Source organism: Solimonas terrae (assembly GCF_011067135.1).
Classification (GTDB): Bacteria; Pseudomonadota; Gammaproteobacteria; order Nevskiales; family Nevskiaceae; genus Solimonas; species Solimonas terrae.
Genome location: NZ_JAAMOW010000012.1, coordinates 63,958 through 83,593 on the forward strand (window position 1 = coordinate 63,958; position 19,636 = coordinate 83,593).

The following is a 19,636-nucleotide window of genomic DNA, read 5'->3' on the forward strand; positions in this document are numbered from 1 at the left end:
GCTTTATGGCACGTATCAATCCCATGTTCGCGGTGCCTTCACTTCTGATTGATCACCCGGATCATGGAGAGCTGAATCGTGCGTTGAGGCAGCTTTTCCTTGCTCGTGAAGGTCAGGAGCACTACGGAAATCCGGGCGCGACGATGAAGATCAATCCCGGGCTGTTCGAGAGCACGTTCCGACTTTTCGACTGGAGTGAGCCCTGCATTGCCCGGCTGCGCGATTTCTGCTGGTCAACGCTGTACGGCCTGATCGGTGAGCTGAACGGATATGACACTGAAGTGCTGCGTCGTCTGCACATCAACGCCGACGCGTGGTTTCACGTCACTCGAAAGGGAGGTTACTTCGGGATACACAACCATCCGATGGCGTCATGGTCGGGCGTTTACTGCGTCGACGACGGTGGCGACTCGGAGGCGCACCCGGAAAGCGGCATGCTCAATTTCCAGCATCCGAACCCCATGTCTGCGATGTACCTCGACATGGCGGCCGCGAACCTTCGCCCTCCGTACAGTACGGCAGGCAGGATGTTTCGGCTCCGGCCGGGGCAGCTGATCATTTTCCCGTCGTGGCTCTTGCATCAGGTGATGCCGTTCCACGGCCCTGGGGAGCGGATCACAGTTGCGTTCAACGCCTGGTTTCGTCTGGAGGGGGCGATGCCCTCGAAGAAATGAGCGACTCGGATATGTCCACGTACTACCAGCATCACGTGTTCTTCTGCTGCAACCGCCGCCCGCCGGGCGAGCGCACTTGTTGCGCCGACAAGGGCGCAGACCGGGTTCGCGACTACGCCAAGCAGCGCGTCAAGGCGCTCGGGCTGGCGGGCCCGGGCAAGGTGCGCATCAACCAGTCCGGGTGCCTCGACCGCTGCGAAGAAGGCCCCTGTGTCGTCGTCTATCCGGCAGGTGTCTGGTACACCTATGTGGATGAAGAAGACGTCGACGAGATCGTCGAGCAGCATCTGCAGCAGGGCCGGATCGTCGAGCGTCTGCGGCTCAAGGATCGCGCGTGATTCGCGACGTGCTGAAGATGGGGGATCCGCGCCTGCTGCGCATTGCGCAAGCGGTGCAGGACTTCGGCACGCCAGAGCTGCAGGCGTTGATTGCCGATCTGTTCGACACCATGCGCCATCTCCACGGTGCGGGACTTGCGGCGCCGCAGATCGGCGTCGATCTGCGCGTTGTGATCTTCGGCTTCCAGCACAGCGAGCGCTATCCGGACGCGCCACCCGTGCCCGAAACCGTGTTGATCAACCCGCAGTTGACGCCCCTGTCCGACGAAATGGAGGAGGGATGGGAGGGCTGTCTGTCGGTGCCGGGCCTGCGTGGTGTGGTGCCGCGCTACCGGCAACTCCACTACCGCGGGTTTGATCCGGCGGGCAAGCTGATCGAACGGCATGCGGACGGATTTCATGCCCGTGTGGTCCAGCACGAATGCGACCACCTCGATGGCGTGCTGTATCCGATGCGCGTGCGCGACTTCACGCGTTTCGGATATACCGACGTGCTGTTTCCGGGATTGACGGCGCGAGGCGACGACTGAAGCGCGATGCTGGCAGTGATTTGTGGGACGTGAAGCTGTCGCCGTGCCTGTTGCCGGCCGGATGCCGGCTGCTGTCGCTGGTCGGATCGCGGGGCCTGGCGCCGGTGCCGACGCTTGGCAAAAGCCTTCTGCACGTCCGTCTTTGCGAGGCCGCAGCCATGGCGAACGCCAGGACTCCGCCAAGGTGTGCTCCGGCGGCCGCTAGAGCACCGGCGAATTGATGTTCAGCGGGCTGCTGTCGTCCGGCTTGTCATCATCCGGCTCGGTCTCCTGCTTTTGTTCTTCGGCGGCTTCCAGCGCGGTCTTGGGTGTCGCGTCCTTGTCGCGCGTGATCCACACCAGCATGTCGTAATACGAGCGAATGTTGCCGACGTAGATCACGGCCTGATGGCCGCGTGCATAGCCATGGCGGGTTTGCGCGTACCACCGGCTCTGTGACAGCAACGGCAGCGTGCGGCGCACGTCGAGCCAGCGGTTCGGGTTGCCTCCCAGCTTTTCGGTCAGTGCGCGTGCGTCGATCAGATGGCCGACGCCCATGTTGTACGCCGCCAGCGCCATCCAGGTGCGGTCGGGCTCCGGAATGTCGACCGGAAGCTGGTCGGCAATCTGCTTGAAATACCGCGCGCCGCCGGAAATGCTCTGCGCCGGATCTTCGCGATCATCAACCTTGAGGAACGCAGCCGTGTCGTTGGTCAGCATCATGATGCCGCGCACGCCGGTCGGACTGGTGGCGTCGGCGTCCCAGTGCGATTCCTGATAGCCGATGGCCGCCAGCAGGCGCCAGTCCAGATCGTTCTTGTCGCCGGCCTGCTCGAAAGCCGCGCGATAACGCTTGAGGCGAGTATCGACGTGCGTCGCCAGCGCCAGCGCGCCCTGCGAATCGACCTGATCGACGTGACCGAAATAGCGGTCCTTGATCCGCGCCAACTCCTCGTTGCCCAAGGCGTCGAAGAATTTGGCGGCGGCATTGGTCAGGCTGGTGTCCTTGCCGGCGCGGAATGCCCACGCCACATCGAGCGCATCGGAAACCGTGAACGCGGTGCGCAGATTCGGGTAGTAACGCTGGTTGATTTCGAGCAGGTCGGAATTGACGATGGTGTAGTCCAGCGTGCCCTGCGAGACCTGGTACAGCAGTTCTTCGGCAACGTCTTCGTTGGTCTCCGCCCATTTCAGTTGCGGGTAGCGCGAGGCCTGCAGCGATTGCAGGGTCTCGACCGGTGTACTGTCCTTGACGACACGCAGGACGCCATGCAGATCCCCCAGGTTTTCGGGCCTTGGCTGGCCAAGCCGGTAAACCAGTTCGGGAACCACCTTCAGCAGCGGGCGTGAGAAGCGCACCAGTTTCTTGCGGCCGGCCGTTTCGGTGATGCTTGCCGCCGCCATGTGGACCACGCCGGCACGCACCATTTCCACTGCGGCCGGCGGATTGGCCGCGACCACCAGTTCGAGCTTGACCCCGAGCTGGTCGGCAAAAGCCTTCGCCAGGTCATACTCGAAACCGGTCGGATCGCCGTCCTGGCCGATGTAGTACGCCGTCGGGCTGTTGACCGTCGCCACGCGCAGCACGCCGAGCGCACGCACTTCAGCGAGCGTCGACTGTCGCGGCGAGCAGGTGCCTAGCACCGAAAACAGCCCGAACAGGCCGATCAGAAACAGCAGCCTCGCCCGTCCCACCCGGGTTGGGCGGTTTTCTTTGTCACGGGGAGTAGGCGTCGCGGCCAGGTTCATCTAAAATAGCGGTCTTGGCACAGCGGCCCTTGGACGCCAAGCTAGCACAACAGTTTCGTCACCGCCGCGCGCAAGGCCGGCCGGACACCGTTGGGCCGGTCCGCAGCCAGACAGTCCACGGAGAGGTGGCAGAGTGGTTGAATGTACCTGACTCGAAATCAGGCGTACGTGAAAACGTACCGGGGGTTCGAATCCCTCCCTCTCCGCCAACAAGTGGTCGCCAGGTGAAAATCTGGAGGACTTCGGCAAAAAAGCCCGCCATGTGCGGGCTTTTTACGTCCAAAGAAACAGAAGATATCTGCGGCGAGCTTTTCTGCGATGCGCCGCTTGGCCGCTGTTCGGGCTTCGGACAACATCACGCGAGAGAGTATTCGCGGACTGCAGCCTGGCGACGAGGCGGTAGTGAGATCTCCCAGCGAAGCTGAAATTGCAGCCGAGCTGGAAACGATGGATGTCTCGCCGCTACTTCGGTCTATTCCGGAGCTGCGCAACAATCTCGGCCACGGATCGACGACCTTGTCGAGTAGCAGTGTCGGAACACTGCAGATCGTTGCGGAGATCATTAATCAGATATTCGCCGATCAAAGATAATTCTCCCGGCGCCTCACTTCCGCTCTATCGTCGCGCTGATGCGCTGATGCGCTGATCGGGTCTGCGACATCGAAGCGTACCGACGATAAGCAGCCCTTATAGTGTCTGCCGCAAGGATGCACAGTTGGCTACTTCCCGCTACACAGGCCGAGTATCGAATGGAGAGGCTAGGCTGCCGTCAATCTGGCGTGGCGCCGCCGTTTCGAGGATCCGCCAAAAGGTGCAACCATTACCCTTATAGGGTATATTGAAGCATGGAGAAGCGTAGGCCTCATTACCGCCTAGAGCTGATCAGGACCGCCGTGGCTCAGCATCGCGAATTGGCGTTCACAGCCAGTGCGCGCACGGGTGTCATGGAGATGGGCCTGAGTTTGGAACAGGCGCTGCTGGTCATCGCTGACCTGGAGTCTCGTGCGTTCTACAAGAGCATGACGACCCTGGTGGACCACAAGCTCTGGCAGGACGTCTATCACGCGCCGACGCCTGCGGGCATGGCCTACGTGAAGTTCACCTTGCGTGACGGCAGTGTCGTCATTTCGTTCAAGAGATTGTAGCCATGAGCAAGAAAGTCACTCGGCATCCGTGCCTGAACTGCGAGCAGGCGGACATGAAATTCGCGACGCAGACGGCGACGGCGCGGCTGTACGGCCTGTCGGAGTCCGTTCCGGACGTCACTGGTTGGCATTGCCCTCACTGCGGCGAGGTGGAATTCATAGACAAGGACAGTGCCGCGCGTTTCGACGCTGCGCTTCAAAAGCTGGACGCGCGCAATCGCCAGTCCCTGACCCGCGTCCGCAAGAAGTTGAGGCTGACGCAAGCCGATGCCGCCAAACTGACGGGAGGTGGGCATAACGCGTTTTCGCGTTACGAGCGCGGCGAAGCCAAGCCGATGGCGGCAGTCGTCAATCTGTTCCGACTGCTCGACAAGCATCCTGAACTGCTTAAGGAGCTTCGCCTGGGCTGATGTGCGCCGTACGGGTGCGGATGCGCATGGCTTGCGGCCCCGCCATTAGACGATCTGCTCGCATGAGCATCTGGCGATGCTCGTGGGTCGTATATTCGATCGATCCAACAGGGATGTGGTTGGGAGAATGAATGATGAAATCGCCAGTCTTCGAGCGGAAAATGCTCGATTGATGGCGCTTCTGGAAGCGAATGGAATCGCGTGGAAGCTGCCGCCCGTCCCCGTTGCGCCGAAGGCCACCGAAACGCAGTCGCTTTCCACTCAGGAGAAGGTGGCACTATTTCGCAGGCTTTTTCGGGGGCGGACGGATGTCTATCCCATCCGCTGGGAAGGAAAGACGAGCGGGAAGTCCGGCTACGCGCCGGCCTGTGCAAACGAATGGCGCGCCGGCATCTGCGAGAAGCCGCGCATCAAGTGCAGCGATTGCGGGCATCGATCGCTGCTGCCGCTGAGTGACGGGGTCATCTTCAAGCACTTGGCGGGGGATCATACGGTCGGTGTCTATCCCTTGCTTGAGGACGACACCTGCCATTTCCTCGCCGTCGATTTCGACGAAGCCGAGTGGCGTGACGACGCGCGCGCCTTCGCCCAGTCCTGCAGTGAACTGACCATTCCTGTAGCGCTGGAGATTTCGAGATCGGGCAAGGGCGCACACGCATGGCTTTTCTTCTCCACCAGGGTGCCTGCGCGAGATGCCCGTCGACTGGGGGCAGCCATCATCAGCCATACCTGCGCACGCACGCGCCAGTTGAAGCTGGGGTCGTACGATCGCTTGTTTCCCAACCAAGACACCATGCCCAAGGGTGGCTTTGGCAATCTGATTGCCCTGCCGCTGCAGAAGCGACCCCGTGAGGATGGCTTCAGCGTCTTCGTCGACCAGGAGTTGCGACCATACCCGGATCAATGGGCGTTTCTGGCGAGCATCGAGTCGATTCGGGTCGCCGATCTGGAGTCCGCTATTCTGAGAGCGACCGGGGGAACGCACCCGCTGGACGTCACCTTCATTGATGACGAGGATCTGGCAACACCGTGGAAGCGCGATAGCACGTCCGCCCAGCGACTGAAGGGTGAGATGCCGTCGGCACTGACGGTGACCCTGGCGAATCAGGTCTACTTCGAGAAGGCGCAGCTGCCGCAGTCGCTGGCGAATCGGCTGATTCGATTGGCGGCGTTTCAGAATCCTGAGTTTTATCGTGCGCAGGCGATGCGGATGTCTGTCTGGAACAAGCCGCGCGTTATTGGTTGTGCGGAAAATTATCCGCAGCATATCGCGCTACCTCGCGGCTGCTTCGATGCTGCCGCTGAATTGCTGGACAGCTACCGTATCCGTATGGACGTGCGCGAGGAGCGAATCGACGGCGGTGCGATCGATCTACACTTCGTCGGCACACTTCGTCCCGATCAAGAGGCCGCCGCGGTTGCGATGCTGCACCATGATGCCGGTGTCCTATGCGCGCCGACGGCGTTCGGGAAAACCATCACTGCCGCGGCGATGATCGCCCGGCGCGGTGTGAACACCTTGATTCTGGTCCATCGAACAGAGCTGCTCAAGCAGTGGCAGGAACGTCTTGTCGCATTCCTAGGCGCAGGCAAGGACATGATTGGGGTCATTGGCGGAGGCAAGTCCAAGCGAACGGGGAAGATCGACATCGCGGTGATGCAGGCCTTGTCCAGAAAAGGCGAAATCAATCCGCTCGTTGAGGGCTACGGACAGGTGATCGTGGACGAATGCCACCACGTCGGCGCCTCGTCGTTCGACGCAATCCTGCGGCGCGTGAAAGCCAGATACGTTATGGGGCTGACCGCGACTCCCATGCGCCGCGACGGTCAACAGCCGATCATCTTTATGCAGTGCGGTCCGATTCGGCACATGGCGGCTCAGCCGATCAATGCGCCGCGTGATCTGGCAATCGTTCCCCGCCTGCGCGAGGCTCGTATCGATCTGCCCGATGCGGGTATCCAGGATGTGTTTCGCCATCTTGCCAGCGATCAATCCAGAACGGACGCCATTGCGCGCGAGATTTGCGATGCATTCCGCCAAGGCCGCAAGGTCCTCGTGCTTACGGAGAGAACCGAGCATCTCGATGTCCTTCAGAGCGCGATCAGGGCCGATGTCCCGGACGCGTTTCTGTTGCACGGGCGCATGTCGAAGAGGCAGCGCGCTACCCTGATTGCGACATTAGACGCGCTGCCGCCCGCCACACCTCGCGTGTTGCTGGCGACCGGAAAGCTGGTGGGCGAGGGGTTCGATCATCCGCCGCTGGATACACTGGTTCTTGCGATGCCGGTATCGTGGAAGGGAACTCTCCAGCAGTATGCCGGCCGTCTTCACCGCGAGCACAGCGACAAGGTCAACGTGCGAATCATCGACTTTGTGGATGTTGGCCATCCGGCGCTGCTGAGAATGTGGGGAAAGCGGCAACGCGGATATCGAGCGATGGGATATCGGATCGGTAATGCAGATTCAGGCGGTATGGGTTAGCAGGCTGGTGAAAAACTCCGGCCCACTGATCTGACACGAGAAGTGCATCGGTAGTGCATCGAAATTCTTTACGAGTTTGATCATCACGATGCGTGGCCCCGACAGCAGCCAGTTTGCGATGTTCAGCTACGTGAGCCTTGAGAAGCGAATCCCGGAAGACCATCCGCTGCGCCTGATGCGGCCGCTGGTGGACGGGATTTTGTCGAGCATGAGCGCGCAGTTCGACGCGCGGTACTCGCATACCGGGCGTCCGTCGATTCCGCCGGAGCAGTTGCTGCGTGCGCTGCTGCTGCAGGTGCTGTTCACGATCCGCAGCGAGCGGATGCTGATGGAGCAGCTCGACTACAACCTGCTGTTCCGCTGGTTCGTTGGCTTGCAGATGGATGATGCGATCTGGGATCGCGCGGTGTTCAGCGCCAACCGGGACCGGCTGCTGGATACGGACATGGCGCGGGCGTTCTTCCAGCGCGTGCTGGTCCTGGCCCAGTGGCAAAAACTGACGTCGGACGAGCACTTCAGCGTCGATGGCTCGATGATCGAGGCGTGGGCCAGCCACAAGAGTTTTGTACGCAAGGACGACGACGGCTCGGGCCGGCCCGGTGGGCGCAATGCGCCGGTTGACTTCAAGGGCGAGAAGCGCAGCAACCAAACGCACCGCAGCCTCACCGATCCCGAAGCCCGGCTCTACAAGAAGGGCGAATACGCCGAAGCCAGGCTGCGCTATCTGGTCCACGCGCTGGCCGAGAATCGCCACGGCCTGATCGTCGATGTCGAGACCACGCAGGCCGATGGTCGTGCCGAGTGGGTCGCGGCCGAGCGCATGATCGTGCGCAGCCGCCTCAAGCCGGGCGCTACCGTTGCTGGTGACAAGGGCTATGACGTGCCGGATTTCATCCAGATGCTCGACCGCCGCCGGATCAAGGGCCACATCGCCCGCAAGGACAAAGGCAGTGCCGTCGATGGCCGCACGGCGCGTGGCAAGGGCTACGCCCTGAGCCTGCGCCGCAGGAAGATGATCGAGGAAGCCTTCGGCTGGATCGAAACCGTCGGCGGTCTGCGCAAAACGCGGCACAAGGGTCTGGCCCGCCTGTCCGGGCAGGCGCTGCTCGCCTTTGCCGCATACAACCTCACGCGCATGGTGAATCTGGTGCCGATATACGCCGTAGCGCGGTAGTCGATGCGGCCGGACAGCCGCACGGCGGCGAGCCTTCGGAAAGCCCCGCTCCCCGAGCTCGCCAGCCACGACGTTTGATCCGGCGTCGAAAATCATCGGATCGGGAAAATCTCAGAGGACGCGGAGTTTTTCACCGGCCTGCTAACCGCTCCTGATGGTGAGGTGCTGGTTGCTCCATTGCTTTGTAACTTATATAGTACATACTAAAGTTCAGGCCGAAGGAGAGAAACAGTGAACGCAACGGATCATTCTGCTTGTTACCAACTGCCCGGCCCGGTGGCGGCATTTTCCGGGCAGATCAACGACGTCGACAGCCACGAGTGCACACCGATCGGTTGTTGGGTCGACGAGTTTGGCTCGGCGATTGCGCCCCTGCGAGACGCCTGCGCGCGCATTGCCGCAGTGCAGGCTGGGCGCGAGGTGGGCGACGTGGTGGAAGTTCCCCCGCCGCAGCTCGATGACGCGCCCATCGACGCGCATAGCGTCTGGAACCTGAAGATGGAAAGCGCACCCGGCGCTGCGGATCTCGGCCGCCGGATCGAAGTGCTCGACTTCATTGGCGTGAAACGTCAGATCATGTTCCCTGGCGCCGCGCCGATCTTCGCGCACGCGCTGCTCAACAAAGCCGACGATCCGACGGTCTTTGCGTCAATCACGGATGATCGCAAGGGATATGCGATTCGGATGGTCGACGTCTACAACGACTGGTGTGCGCGCAAATCGCGCGAACAGGACCGAGTCAGGCCGACCGCCATTTTGATCGGTGACACCCCAGACGAACTGTATGCGCGCATGAAGCGGCTGATCGATGCCGGCGTACGCCAGTTCATGATTTCACCCGACACACCGCCGGGCGGCGTCTCGCCTGCAGACCCCGTACTCGATCGCGTCTGGGCGCTGGCCGCCGCAGCGCGCACGCCCATCCTCGCGCACATCGCGATCAGCGAGAACTTCCTGAAGACCTTGGTCTGGCGCGACGCGCCGGCGTTCAAGGGCTGGATGCTCGGTGGCGAATTCTCGCTTGATCCGTGGACGCTCTCGAATATTCATCTCGCGGTGCAGAACTACGTCATGACGATGGTTCTCGGCGGCGTGTTCGAGCGGCACCCAAATCTGAAGTTCGGCACCGCGGAATTCACCGCACACTGGGTCGGCCCGCTGGCCGAGAACATGGACCGCTGGTACAAGAACGCGCCGTTCCAGGGAAACAAGGGGGATCGACCTCTCAAGAAGGATCCCTCCGAATACCTGCGGCAGAACCTGCGGGTCATGGCGTTCGAATTCGAGCCGGTGGGCAAGTACATCGATCAGTTCGGTCTCGAGGAGGTCTACTGTTACGCCAGTGACTTCCCGCATCACGAGGGCGGCAAGGATCCGATCGGGAACTTCCTGAAGAGCCTCGAAGGTCACTCTGAGGCAACGCTGCGGAAATTCTTCGTCGAAAACGGCAAGGCCGTGCTTCCGGACTGAAGGGCCAACAATGTCCACGAGTCCCTACAAAGCCCTCGATCTCGGGGGCAAGGTCGTCGTCGTCACCGGCGGCGGAAGCGGAATCGGCGAGTCAAGTGCAAGGCTGCTGGCTGCACGAGGTGCCGCTGTTGTTGTCGGCGACATCGACGAGGCCGGAGGTCTGCGAGTTGTCCAGGCGATCGGCGACGAGGGCGGCAAAGCGGCTTTCGTGCACACGGACGTCTCCGACGAAGCACAAGTGCGACGCATGGTCGAGTTTGCGATATCAGAGTTTGACGGCCTGCACGGCGCACTGAATAACGCGGGCATGAGCAGCCGGGGAGCGTCGCTGATCGATCTGGCGGTCGAGCAGTGGCAGACGATGATCGACGTCAATCTCACAAGTGTCTTCTTGTGCATGAAATGGCAGGTTCGCCACATGCTGGCCCAAGGCGGCGGCTCGATCGTCAACGTATCGTCGGGGGCCGGCATCGTGGGATTCCCCAATAGCATCGACTACGTCGCAAGCAAGCACGGTGTCGTGGGACTTACGCGCGCGGCTGCGGTCGACTTCAGTGCCCGCGGCATCAGGATTAACGCAATTGTGCCGGGCGGCATCGAGACCCCGATGCTCCTTGGCGCCATGGGCAACGATCCGGTCGTGCGCGGAGCGGTTGAGCGCGGCCATCCCATCGGTCGTCTGGGCCAGCCAATCGAGATTGCGGAAGCGGCCGGCTGGCTGCTGTCTGATGCGTCAACGTTCGTGACAGGCGCAACCGTGGCAGTGGATGGGGGCTATACCTGCATGTAGGGCCGCGGACCGACACGATGGGTGACCAGCCGCCACCGACCCACGCCGATGCCGGGGATAAAATCCCCGGCGACGTCGGCATTTGGGTATTCGTGCTGGGCGACATGTCAGTCTTCAGCGTGTTGTTTTGCCTGTATCTCTACTACCGTGGTCAGCAGCCGTTGCTCTACGCCGCGGCGCAGGCCTCGTTGTCGACGGGCTTCGGCCTGGTCGACACCGTGACCTTGCTGACCAGCTCGTGGTGCGTGGCGCAGGCGGTTCACGCGCTCCACCGGCAATTCACCGCAAGAGCGCGTCGCTTCCTTCTATTCGGGATCGGTTGTGGCGCGCTCTTCGTCTGCTGCAAGCTGCTGGAGTACACGCTCAAGCTTAATGCCGGCATCACGCCGGCCACGAGCGAGTTCTACTCCTTCTACTACGTATTGACGGGGCTGCACTTCGTGCACACCGTCATCGGAATGATCGTTCTGGCGTTTATGGCGAGGGCCAGCCGAACGCCCGGCCAAAGCACGCTGATCGCTATCGATAGCGGCGCCACTTACTGGCACATGGTCGACGTCCTGTGGATCATGATTTTTACCTTGCTCTATCTCCTGCGATAGTCGACACGATGATCGAGGGGCGACTGACATTTGCATGGCTGATCCTGATCGTGATGACCGCCTTCTACGGTTGGTACGGTCACGAACTACGTGCCGGAATGACACCGCCGCAGGGCGCCGCAATTCTCTGCGTGGCATTTCTGAAGGTGAGGATCGTCGTGCACGAATTTATGGGCGTTCGGAACGCTCCCCACCTATTGCGACACGTTTGCGATATCTGGTTGGCGGCGACAGCAATAGCGCTGATAAGCCTGCTCTTTGTCGAGCCCGGGTTCAGCCAGGCGTAGCGGTGATACAAGATCGTCGAGACCGCATCAGGCTTTTTCGAGGATGTGAACGGCGCACGCCGATCCGCGCCCCGAGGTGCCCCCGCACACATGTGTGAGACCGATGCGCGCACCGTGTACCTGCCGGGAGCCTGCGTTCCCGCGCAGGTGCAGCGTGACTTCGTAGAGATTCGCAATGCCAGTGGCGCCAAGCGGATGGCCCTTGGAAAGCAGTCCGCCGGACATGTTCACTGGGATGCGCCCGCCGAGTGTCGTCTCGCCGCGGTCAATCAAGTCGCCCGCCTCACCATTTGCGCAAAGCCCGAGATTCTCGTAGTGAACGATCTCGGCGGTAGCGAAACAGTCGTGGAGCTCGACGAGATCGAGATCGTTGGGGCCGAGTCCCGCGCGCTCATAGGCGGCCTGTGCGCAGTTCTGCGAAACGAGGTTGAAGTCTGGGAGAGCCGATTCGGACGGCGTGTAAGGTCCGGACGTCAACTCCGAAGCCCGGATACGCACTGCTCGGTCCATGAGGCCAAGGCGCCGTACTGCTCGCTCGGACGCGATCACGGCGGCGGCCGCGCCGTCAACGTTAATTGAGCACATTAGCTTGGTGTTCGGCCACGAGATCATCTCGGACGACATCACCTCCTCAAGCGGCGTTTCACGTCGGCTCATGGCCTTCGGATTCATGGTTGAGTGGTGATGATTTTTTACGGCCACCTTTGCAAACTGCTCGAAGGTGGTTCCGTATTTGCGCGAGTGATCCATGCCAATCTGCGCAAAAATTGCCGGCAGCGTCGACGAGCCCAGGACGCCTTCCTCGACAAAGCCATCTGCGCGCGTTCCGCCGCCCAACAAGCCTCGCCCCATCTGCTCCACGCCGACCGCAAGGACGAGATCATAGAAGCCGGCCTTGATGGCAATCACGCCCTCGCGGAACGCGGTCGCACCGGTGGCGCAAGCATTCGCAGCGTTCACGACCGGGATGCCAGTCAGCCCGATCTCGCGCAAGATGCGTTGGCCAACCATGAGATGCGCTTCAAGCAGATTCCCACAATAGAGCGCCTGCATGTCGCGGATGGAAAGCCCGGCGTCATCCAGCGCAAGCAGTGCCGCTTCGGTGCCAAGATCGACAACGGTCCGCGAGGGGTAACGGCCAAAGGGAATCATGTCGATTCCGACGATATACGCGTCCGTCATGATGGGCTGGCCGCCAGTGAGAAATAGTAGGAGATAAAGGTTCGACCGTCAGGGGCTCGCTGTCCGGTGTCGCGGAACACGATCTGCACTGGCATATCGAAAGCCAGCGCTTCCCAGCGTGGCTCGATGTCAACCAACGTTCCCTTCAACATCGCGCCGCCGTCGAGCTCAACGACCGCCGCAACGAACGGCGTCGTGACGCCAGGAAAGCTACGGTGGACGATCGTGAAGCTATGCAAACGGCCTCGCTCCGCGAGGCGAATCGATTTCATGCTGCCGCGTGCGCAGCAGGCGGCGCACGCCATTCGCGGACCCGGTGCAACACAGCCGCAATCTGCGCAGAGACTGCCGACCAGGTGGGGGGTGCCGTCGGCGGCGAACGCTAGGTATGACGTGGCAGCGAGCGGCGTGATTGGAATCTCTGCATTCATGCCGCGGCCGCCTTTTGCTGCGGATTGCCGTAGTGCGCGCGCAGGGCCTTTTTGTCGGGTTTGCCGACTGGCGTAAGGGGTAGGGCATCAACAAAGAAGATGGACTTTGGGGTCTGCACGGAACCTTTGCGTTCGCGGACGAGGGCGCGCAGTTCGTCGGCACAAGGCTCCATGCCGTGACGGAGTACGACAACGGCCGTCACGGCCTCCCCCCAGTGTGCATCAGGGATGCCGATGACGGCATTTGCCGACACGGCGGGATGTGAGCCGAGCACATCCTCGACTTCTCGTGGGTATACGTTGAATCCGCCGGTAACGATCATGTCTTTTTTTCGATCGACGATACGAAGAAAGCCTTGCGGGTCCCGTATGGCGACGTCCCCGGTGTGTAGCCATCCGCCGGCAAATGCCTCGGCCGTCTGTTCCGGGCGCTGGTGATAGCCCGACATGACCAGCGTGCCACGCACACAGATTTCACCGGGCTCGCCGTGGGGCACAGGCCGCATTTCATCGTCAAGCAGATCGACTTGTACCCAAGGCACGGGCCTGCCGCATGAAGCCAGACGCTCTGGGCTATCGACATCGTGCTCGGCACGTCGGAGTACGCAGACGGTCATCGGTGCCTCCACTTGGCCGTAGAACTGGAAGAAGATTGGGCCAAGCCGCTGAATGCCTTCACGCAGACGTGTTGGCGACATTGCGGAGGCACCGTAAAAGATGGTCTCGAGACTGGAAAGATCAAAGTCGCCGAGTCTCGGATGATCAAGCAGCGCATAGATCATCGTGGGCACGAGCAGCGCGCAGGTGATGCGGTGCTTCTGAATGGCCTCCATCACGCGGATGGGATCAAAGCCGGGAAGAATGACAAGGGAGCCACCACGCAAAAGCGTCGGCAAAAACATGGCCGCGCCGGCATGGGAGAGCGGGGCGCACATCAACTGGCGAATCTGTGACGGCCACTCCCACTCCGCCAGTTGGATGTTGAGGACCGCAATGCCGATGCGATGGGTTCCAACGACCGCTTTGGGCTTGCCGGTCGTGCCGCCCGAGTAGGAGAGGCGGTAGGGCTCATCGCCGTTCGTTTGCGGCGCGATCAGCGGTGCAGGTTGCATGCGTGTGGCGAGCGCTGCGAGGTCGGTGCCGGATCTTGCGGGGCCAAGGGTCAGCAGCTTCAGCGTCGGCGCCAGCTCGGCGAGGGCAGCCCCCCGTTCGGCGAACGCTGGGGCATCGATGACGAGGGCGTCCATCGCTGAATCGGCGATCAGGTAGCTGTGGTCGTCAAGCGAGCCCAGCGGATGCAAGGGGACGAGCACGAATTCGCCGAGTAAGCAGGCCGAGGTGATGCAGAGCACCTCCGGGCGGTTGGAGGCCAAAACGCCAATCTTTGCGCCACGTCCCAGGCCAAGCGATTGCAATGCCTGTAGGTACTGGCTGACCAAATCGCGAAAAGCCCTCGCGGAGATGACCTGTTCGCCGACGTAGATCAGCGGTCGGTCGAGGTCATAGCTCAAGGCGTGGACAAGGATCTGGGGCTGATATGCCCCCTGGTAGAGCTCCGTGCCGGCCGCGGTCATTGACGAGTTCTCCTAAGTTGATCGATATTGCAAATATAAAATAATAATTCGACAAAAAGAACCATAAATCCTGTCGGTCAGCGCGGGTGCTCAGGCTTGATCGAGCAGGGCGGCGTACCGCTGGACGTGGTGGTCCACCGTGCCAAGTTGCAGATTGAACATCTCAATGCGCCGAAAATGATGGCTCACATCAAGCTCGTCGGTGGTGCCGATGCCGCCATGGATCTGAACCGCCGACTGCATGACGAATCGTCCATGTCGACCGACGAGTGATTTCGCCGCCGATACGGCGCGGTGTCTCGCCGGCAGCGCGTCGTCGAGCGCGAGTGCGGCGCGGTGAGTAATGGCCGCGGACTGTTCCCGGGCCAGCAGCATGTCCACCATGCGGTGCTGCAACACCTGGAATGACCCGATCGGCTTGCCAAATTGCTTTCGTGTTCGCGCGTACTGCACGGTGGCCGAGAGGGCAGCCTCCATGGAGCCGGTCGCGTCCGCGCATAAGGCGACCGTTGCTTCATCCCAGATGCGTTCGAGGGCGTCGCGCAGGTCGATTCCGCCACCGATGCGGGCGGAGGCTGGAACAAAAAGCTTGCGGAAGCGGATGTCGGAAGCGCTCGCGCCATCGATGGTTTGGTAGTGGCGTGCCTCGATCCCTTCTGAGTCCATCGGGGTGATGAAGGCGCCCACTGTGGCGCGACCCGCATCGGCCTGCTCGTCCGATATGCGGGCCACGACCACGAGATGCCGACTCCAACGCGCACCAAGCACGAGCGACTTCCGCCCCTCGATTTCGTAGCCGTCTGCTTTCCGGTGCGCGACGGTCTGGATGTGCTCAGTGTCCGAATCGTCCTCGCCTTCGCCGTAGCCCAGCGCGAATATGTCGTCGCCGTCGAGAATGGGGGGCAGATACTGCTGCTGCTGGCTTTGCGTGCCCGCGCGCGCGAGCAGTGCGGCCGCCCACACGACCGTCGATACGTACGGCGAGAGAACCAGGTGCCGGCCGAAGGCCGCCATGATGAGCATGGTTGCTACGGGGCCGGCGTCCAAGCCGCCGCAGCTCTCCGGAAGTGTGGCGGCCAGGAGCCCGACATCTGCCAGTTCTCGCCAAAAGCAGGCATTGAAGCCACCGATCGCAGCCATCGTCCGACTCGGGTCCGACCGGTTTTGCTCGCCAGCGATCCGTTCGACCAAGTCCCGCAGCATGCGCTGCTCGTCCGTCAGCGTGAAGTCCACCTCACTCCTCCCTTTTGCGGTGCTGCAGGCCGATGTCCCGCCTCGCCATGCAAAATAAGAAATAGACATTTCCTATACGGAATGCATACTACACCGAGTTGCGGCTCAAATCAGGGGTGCGACCAATGGAGAGCGGGATGAACACAGCGGTTTATAGCGATATCACCTGCGAGGTACTGGGTCCGGTGGTGCGGATTTCGCACAACCGCCCCGATCGCCGGAATGCCGAGGGCTCGAAGTTGCTGGACGAGCTCGATCATGCCCTTTCATGGGCTGGAGCCGAGGACTCGGTCCGCGTGGTCATCGTTGGCGGCGTGGGAGATCACTTTTCCGCGGGGCACGATGTAAAAGAAGCGACGGGCAGGCCAGATGTCGTCGAGCTGCGCTACGCCTATGAGGAAAAGCGCTATTTGGGCTACTGCCTCAGGTTGTGGGATTTTCCGAAGCCGACCATTGCGCAGGTGCAGGGTGCCTGCATCTCGGGAGGCTTCATGGTGGCGAATATGTGCGATCTCGTCGTGGCCGCCGATGATGCATTTTTTTGCGATCCGGTCTGCGGAACACTGGCAGCTGCAGCTACGGAAGTCCTGGTCCATCCTTGGGTGCTTGGACTGCGAGCGGCCAAGGACTTTCTATATACCGGCAGAAAGATGTACGCCGACGAGGCGCTGCGCATGGGGATGGTCAATCGAGTCTATGCGCGTGCCGAACTCGAACGCGAGACGCTGGCGCTCGCCGTCGATATCGCCAAGGCACCGCCATTTGCCATGAAGATGCTGAAGCGCTCCCTCAACCGGACGGCGGACATGCAAGGCTTTCGCAACGCCATCCAGGCGCATTTCGACACGCACGAGCTTTGCCACACGACGCAGGAATACAAGGACGTGCGTGCGCTCGGCCTTGGCGCCACCATCGCTCGGACCAAGGAGATGGCGGCCTCCTCCTGAACGCTAGAGGTGCAGCGCCGTTTTCGCGAGGATGTTGCGCTGCACCTCGCTTGATCCTCCGTAAATCGTCGCTGCGCGCATATTTAAGTAGCGCGCCATCGCAACGCCGGCCTCGCGATGATGATCATCACATCTTGTCGACTCGTGCGTGTAGGCGGCACTCGTGCCTGCGGCTAGTACGCACAACTCGCTGACACGCTGCAAGGTCTCCGTGCCGGCGAGCTTGAGTTGCGAACTCGTCACGTTCGAGGCATCGCTCGCAGCTGCCAGCAGCCGCAGCTCTCCGGCCTCGAGCGCATCGGCCTCGATGCTCAATTCCGCATAGCGTTGCCGGAACAACGGATGATGCCAGCGCGCCCCGTCCGACTCTGCCAATCGCCTTGCCTGGGCAAGGAGCCGGCGAACACGGGGACCATAGACACCGCTGCGTTCGAACTCTAGGAGCCGCTTTGCGATCGTCCAGCCGTCGCCCTCCGCGCCGACTCGATTCTCGATCGGAACGCGCAGGGCGTCGAAGAAGACCTGGTTTACTTCGTGCTCGCCGGACATGCTGATGATCGGCTGGATCGTCACGCCGGGGGAGTGCAGGTTGGCCAGCAGGAATGTGATGCCCTGCTGTGGTCGCTCGTGCTGGCTGGTGCGGACCAACAGGAAAATCCAATCGGCGTGGTGCGCGTGGGTAGTCCACAGCTTGCTGCCGTCGACAATGTAGGCGTCGCGTTCGCGCCTCGCCCTGCACGAGAGCGCGGCGAGATCGGAGCCAGCGCCCGGTTCCGAATATCCCTGACACCAGTAATCCTCCCCGGAGCGCAATCTCGGCAGAAAGCGAGCTTGCTGATCGGGGGTCCCGAAGTGAATCAGGATCGGCCCGCACATCAGAAGGCCTGCCGATGAGAGTGTTGGCGCGTTCGCGAGCGCGCACTCTTGCTCGAAGATGTACTTCTGCAGGGGTGTCCAGCCGCAGCCCCCGTGTTCGACGGGCCAAGTTGGCGTGATCCAGCCGCGCTCGTACAGCTTGCGGTGCCAGGCCTTGCCAATTGACGCAGGTGAAAAGACACCAATCTGCTCAAGTCCGGCGGTCTGAAGCTCGGCTGTCAGCGCCTGTGCCAGAAATTCGCGGACCTGCGCTCTGAAGCGCACGGGATCGCTGCTGTCGGGATCGGGCATGGCTATTCGGTTTGGCATTTCATATAAACAATAGCAAATTCATATATGGAATAATATACCGAGCGCTCTGGCCGCACTTGTGGCTACTTCCTGCGCTCGCGGTTCGTGCGGTAATTGCTAAGCTCGCCAATGAACATCCACCGCCACGGACGCCGGAGTGCCTAAATCGCAGCTTCAGGATTCGACAAGAGAAAGATCAAGCGCTCCCCGACGGCGGTTGACGCCGGAAGCGCGACGCGCGCAGATCATCGAAGTGGCGAGGGAGGTGTTCAGCAAAGCGGGGGCTGGGCGAACCAGGATGCGCGACGTGGCCAAGGCCGCCGGCGTCACCGAGCAGCTTCTCTATCAGCACTTCGATTCACGCGAGGAGCTGTTCAAGCTGTCGGTTCTGGATCCGCTTGAGGAGATCGTCGAGAGACTCGCTGCGCGACTGCGGGCACTCGTCAAGCGGACGCCGTCTGATCTCGAGATGCTCCATCGGCAATTGCACGAGGCATTTCTCGACAACGTGATCGCGATGATTCCGCTGCTTGCGGCCGCGCAGTTCTCCGATCCTGAGAAGGGTCCGCAGTACTTCAGCGGGCATCTGATTCCAAGGATTCGCCGGAGCGTCGTAGGTCTCGTGCAGAGGTTGACCGGGATTGCACCACGGTCGGTTGCCATGGAAGTCGCGATGCGCGCGTTGCTCGGTGCGCACTTTGGCATCGCCCTCGAAACCGTGCTGAGCCGCGCGCGTCTCGATGTCGATCGTACAGCGGAGCGGTTGTCGTCTCTTTTCGGCCCGGGTCTTGCCCGCGCGCATCTCGACAACATCTCGACTGCGACGCGCAAGGGCGCCGTCAGGCGGAGGGCGCCTGCTGCGGCTGCTGGCGGGCGCAAACGTCTCCGGCGGGCCGAGCGTGAGGACGCCATCCTCGCGGCGGCGCGCGAAGTTTTTCTTCAGCACGGTCTCGCGGGGGCAAGAAGCAAGACCATCGCAGAACGGGCGGCGATTACTGAGGCTTTCATGTTTCGCTTGTTCGCCACCAAGGAAGAGATCTATGAAGCCGCGGTTCTGGTGCCAGTGACGCTGGGGCTTACGGAGCTTGCAGAAGGGGCTAGTCAAATCGTCGACGGTGAAACGGACGCAGCATTTCTTGAGCGCCTGAACCGTATTGCCTCAGCTTTTTTTTCGGAGTACGGCCGGCTTTGTATCGTTGCCTTGTTTGCCGAGCTCGGAGAGGGCCAAAAGTTTTACCGCAGATCGGTGGCGCCGAAACTGGTTCGGTTGCGCACGATCCTCGGTGAGCGATTCGACGTCGGCGAAGATCCCGACGGCGCCGAAATTCTGCGACGTGTGATTACCGGTGCAAACTGGGGGCTGAGCTTTGGTCCGCGCTGGCCGCGCCATGATCCCGACGATATCGTCGCCATCCTGACGCGCCTGTTTACCGCCGGGATGCAGGTTCAGGTACGCGCGTAAGTCTTGCTTC

19 protein-coding genes and 1 tRNA gene are annotated in these 19,636 nt (G+C 61.5%); 14 read left to right on the forward strand and 6 right to left on the reverse strand.

What is annotated here, in order from left to right:
• The first annotated feature begins 5 nt into the window (after positions 1-5).
• Genes G7Y85_RS19560 through def form a run of 3 tightly spaced genes read left to right on the forward strand, consistent with a single transcriptional unit; the run spans position 6 to position 1,542 of the window.
• Positions 6-674, forward strand: a complete 669-nt coding sequence (locus tag G7Y85_RS19560) for a putative 2OG-Fe(II) oxygenase (RefSeq protein ID WP_166261556.1) — start codon at positions 6-8, stop codon at positions 672-674.
• 11 nt (positions 675-685) lie between these two features.
• Positions 686-1,012: a (2Fe-2S) ferredoxin domain-containing protein gene (locus G7Y85_RS19565; protein ID WP_174839808.1), complete on the forward strand. Its 327-nt coding sequence runs from the start codon at positions 686-688 to the stop codon at positions 1,010-1,012.
• Positions 1,009-1,542 carry a peptide deformylase gene (gene def, locus G7Y85_RS19570; protein ID WP_166261562.1) on the forward strand — a complete coding sequence of 178 codons (534 nt, stop codon included), beginning with the start codon at positions 1,009-1,011 and terminating at the stop codon, positions 1,540-1,542. Before G7Y85_RS19565 ends, def begins: the two co-directional genes overlap by 4 nt.
• Positions 1,543-1,743: 201 nt before the next feature.
• Here def and mltF read toward each other — a convergent pair whose 3' ends face one another.
• Positions 1,744-3,216 (reverse strand): membrane-bound lytic murein transglycosylase MltF, encoded by a 1,473-nt coding sequence (gene mltF, locus G7Y85_RS19575; protein WP_366515007.1) that lies wholly within the window; start codon positions 3,214-3,216, stop codon positions 1,744-1,746.
• A 173-nt stretch (positions 3,217-3,389) separates the two neighbouring features.
• On the opposite strand from mltF, the gene G7Y85_RS19580 reads away from it, so the two are divergent.
• The 9 genes from G7Y85_RS19580 (at position 3,390) to G7Y85_RS19620 (ending at position 11,630) form a co-directional block, all read left to right on the forward strand.
• Positions 3,390-3,479: transfer RNA gene (locus G7Y85_RS19580), tRNA-Ser, on the forward strand.
• Between the two features lie 636 nt (positions 3,480-4,115).
• The gene (locus G7Y85_RS19585; protein WP_166261568.1) at positions 4,116-4,415 is read left to right on the forward strand and encodes a type II toxin-antitoxin system MqsR family toxin; all 300 of its coding nucleotides are present in this window, start codon (positions 4,116-4,118) and stop codon (positions 4,413-4,415) included.
• A gap of 2 nt (positions 4,416-4,417) precedes the next feature.
• Positions 4,418-4,825 carry a type II toxin-antitoxin system MqsA family antitoxin gene (locus tag G7Y85_RS19590; RefSeq protein WP_166261571.1) on the forward strand — a complete coding sequence of 136 codons (408 nt, stop codon included), beginning with the start codon at positions 4,418-4,420 and terminating at the stop codon, positions 4,823-4,825.
• Between the two features lie 127 nt (positions 4,826-4,952).
• Complete coding sequence (locus G7Y85_RS19595; RefSeq protein ID WP_166261574.1) at positions 4,953-7,307, forward strand: TOTE conflict system archaeo-eukaryotic primase domain-containing protein; 2,355 nt, start codon at positions 4,953-4,955, stop codon at positions 7,305-7,307.
• A gap of 88 nt (positions 7,308-7,395) precedes the next feature.
• Positions 7,396-8,481, forward strand: a complete 1,086-nt coding sequence (locus G7Y85_RS19600) for an IS5 family transposase (RefSeq protein ID WP_166261577.1) — start codon at positions 7,396-7,398, stop codon at positions 8,479-8,481.
• Positions 8,482-8,712: 231 nt separating this feature from the next.
• On the forward strand, positions 8,713-9,951 hold the full coding sequence (locus G7Y85_RS20725; protein ID WP_166261579.1) for an amidohydrolase family protein: 1,239 nt from the start codon (positions 8,713-8,715) through the stop codon (positions 9,949-9,951).
• 10 nt (positions 9,952-9,961) lie between these two features.
• On the forward strand, positions 9,962-10,741 hold the full coding sequence (locus tag G7Y85_RS19610) for an SDR family NAD(P)-dependent oxidoreductase (RefSeq protein ID WP_166261582.1): 780 nt from the start codon (positions 9,962-9,964) through the stop codon (positions 10,739-10,741).
• A 17-nt stretch (positions 10,742-10,758) separates the two neighbouring features.
• Complete coding sequence (locus G7Y85_RS19615; protein ID WP_166261585.1) at positions 10,759-11,343, forward strand: cytochrome c oxidase subunit 3 family protein; 585 nt, start codon at positions 10,759-10,761, stop codon at positions 11,341-11,343.
• 8 nt (positions 11,344-11,351) lie between these two features.
• Entirely contained in the window at positions 11,352-11,630 is a 279-nt protein-coding gene (locus G7Y85_RS19620) for a cytochrome C oxidase subunit IV family protein (protein WP_166261588.1), read from the forward strand.
• Between the two features lie 27 nt (positions 11,631-11,657).
• Here the strand turns inward: G7Y85_RS19620 and G7Y85_RS19625 are convergent, their stop codons facing one another.
• The 4 genes from G7Y85_RS19625 to G7Y85_RS19640 all read right to left on the reverse strand — a co-directional run bounded on the left by G7Y85_RS19625 (position 11,658) and on the right by G7Y85_RS19640 (position 16,050).
• Positions 11,658-12,812, reverse strand: coding sequence for a thiolase family protein (locus G7Y85_RS19625; protein ID WP_166261591.1), 1,155 nt, complete (start codon positions 12,810-12,812; stop codon positions 11,658-11,660).
• Positions 12,809-13,243, reverse strand: a complete 435-nt coding sequence (locus G7Y85_RS19630; protein WP_166261593.1) for a Zn-ribbon domain-containing OB-fold protein — start codon at positions 13,241-13,243, stop codon at positions 12,809-12,811. The genes G7Y85_RS19625 and G7Y85_RS19630 overlap by 4 nt, the downstream gene beginning before the upstream one ends.
• Entirely contained in the window at positions 13,240-14,817 is a 1,578-nt protein-coding gene (locus G7Y85_RS19635; RefSeq protein ID WP_166261596.1) for an AMP-binding protein, read from the reverse strand. The genes G7Y85_RS19630 and G7Y85_RS19635 overlap by 4 nt, the downstream gene beginning before the upstream one ends.
• A gap of 90 nt (positions 14,818-14,907) precedes the next feature.
• Positions 14,908-16,050 (reverse strand): acyl-CoA dehydrogenase family protein, encoded by a 1,143-nt coding sequence (locus G7Y85_RS19640; protein WP_166261600.1) that lies wholly within the window; start codon positions 16,048-16,050, stop codon positions 14,908-14,910.
• A 137-nt stretch (positions 16,051-16,187) separates the two neighbouring features.
• On the opposite strand from G7Y85_RS19640, the gene G7Y85_RS19645 reads away from it, so the two are divergent.
• Positions 16,188-16,997: an enoyl-CoA hydratase gene (locus G7Y85_RS19645; RefSeq protein WP_166261603.1), complete on the forward strand. Its 810-nt coding sequence runs from the start codon at positions 16,188-16,190 to the stop codon at positions 16,995-16,997.
• Positions 16,998-17,000: 3 nt separating this feature from the next.
• Here the strand turns inward: G7Y85_RS19645 and G7Y85_RS19650 are convergent, their stop codons facing one another.
• The gene (locus tag G7Y85_RS19650; protein ID WP_166261606.1) at positions 17,001-18,164 is read right to left on the reverse strand and encodes an acyl-CoA dehydrogenase family protein; all 1,164 of its coding nucleotides are present in this window, start codon (positions 18,162-18,164) and stop codon (positions 17,001-17,003) included.
• 253 nt (positions 18,165-18,417) lie between these two features.
• Between G7Y85_RS19650 and G7Y85_RS19655 the strand changes: the two genes are divergently transcribed.
• Entirely contained in the window at positions 18,418-19,626 is a 1,209-nt protein-coding gene (locus G7Y85_RS19655; RefSeq protein ID WP_366515008.1) for a TetR/AcrR family transcriptional regulator, read from the forward strand.
• The last annotated feature ends 10 nt before the right edge of the window (positions 19,627-19,636 follow it).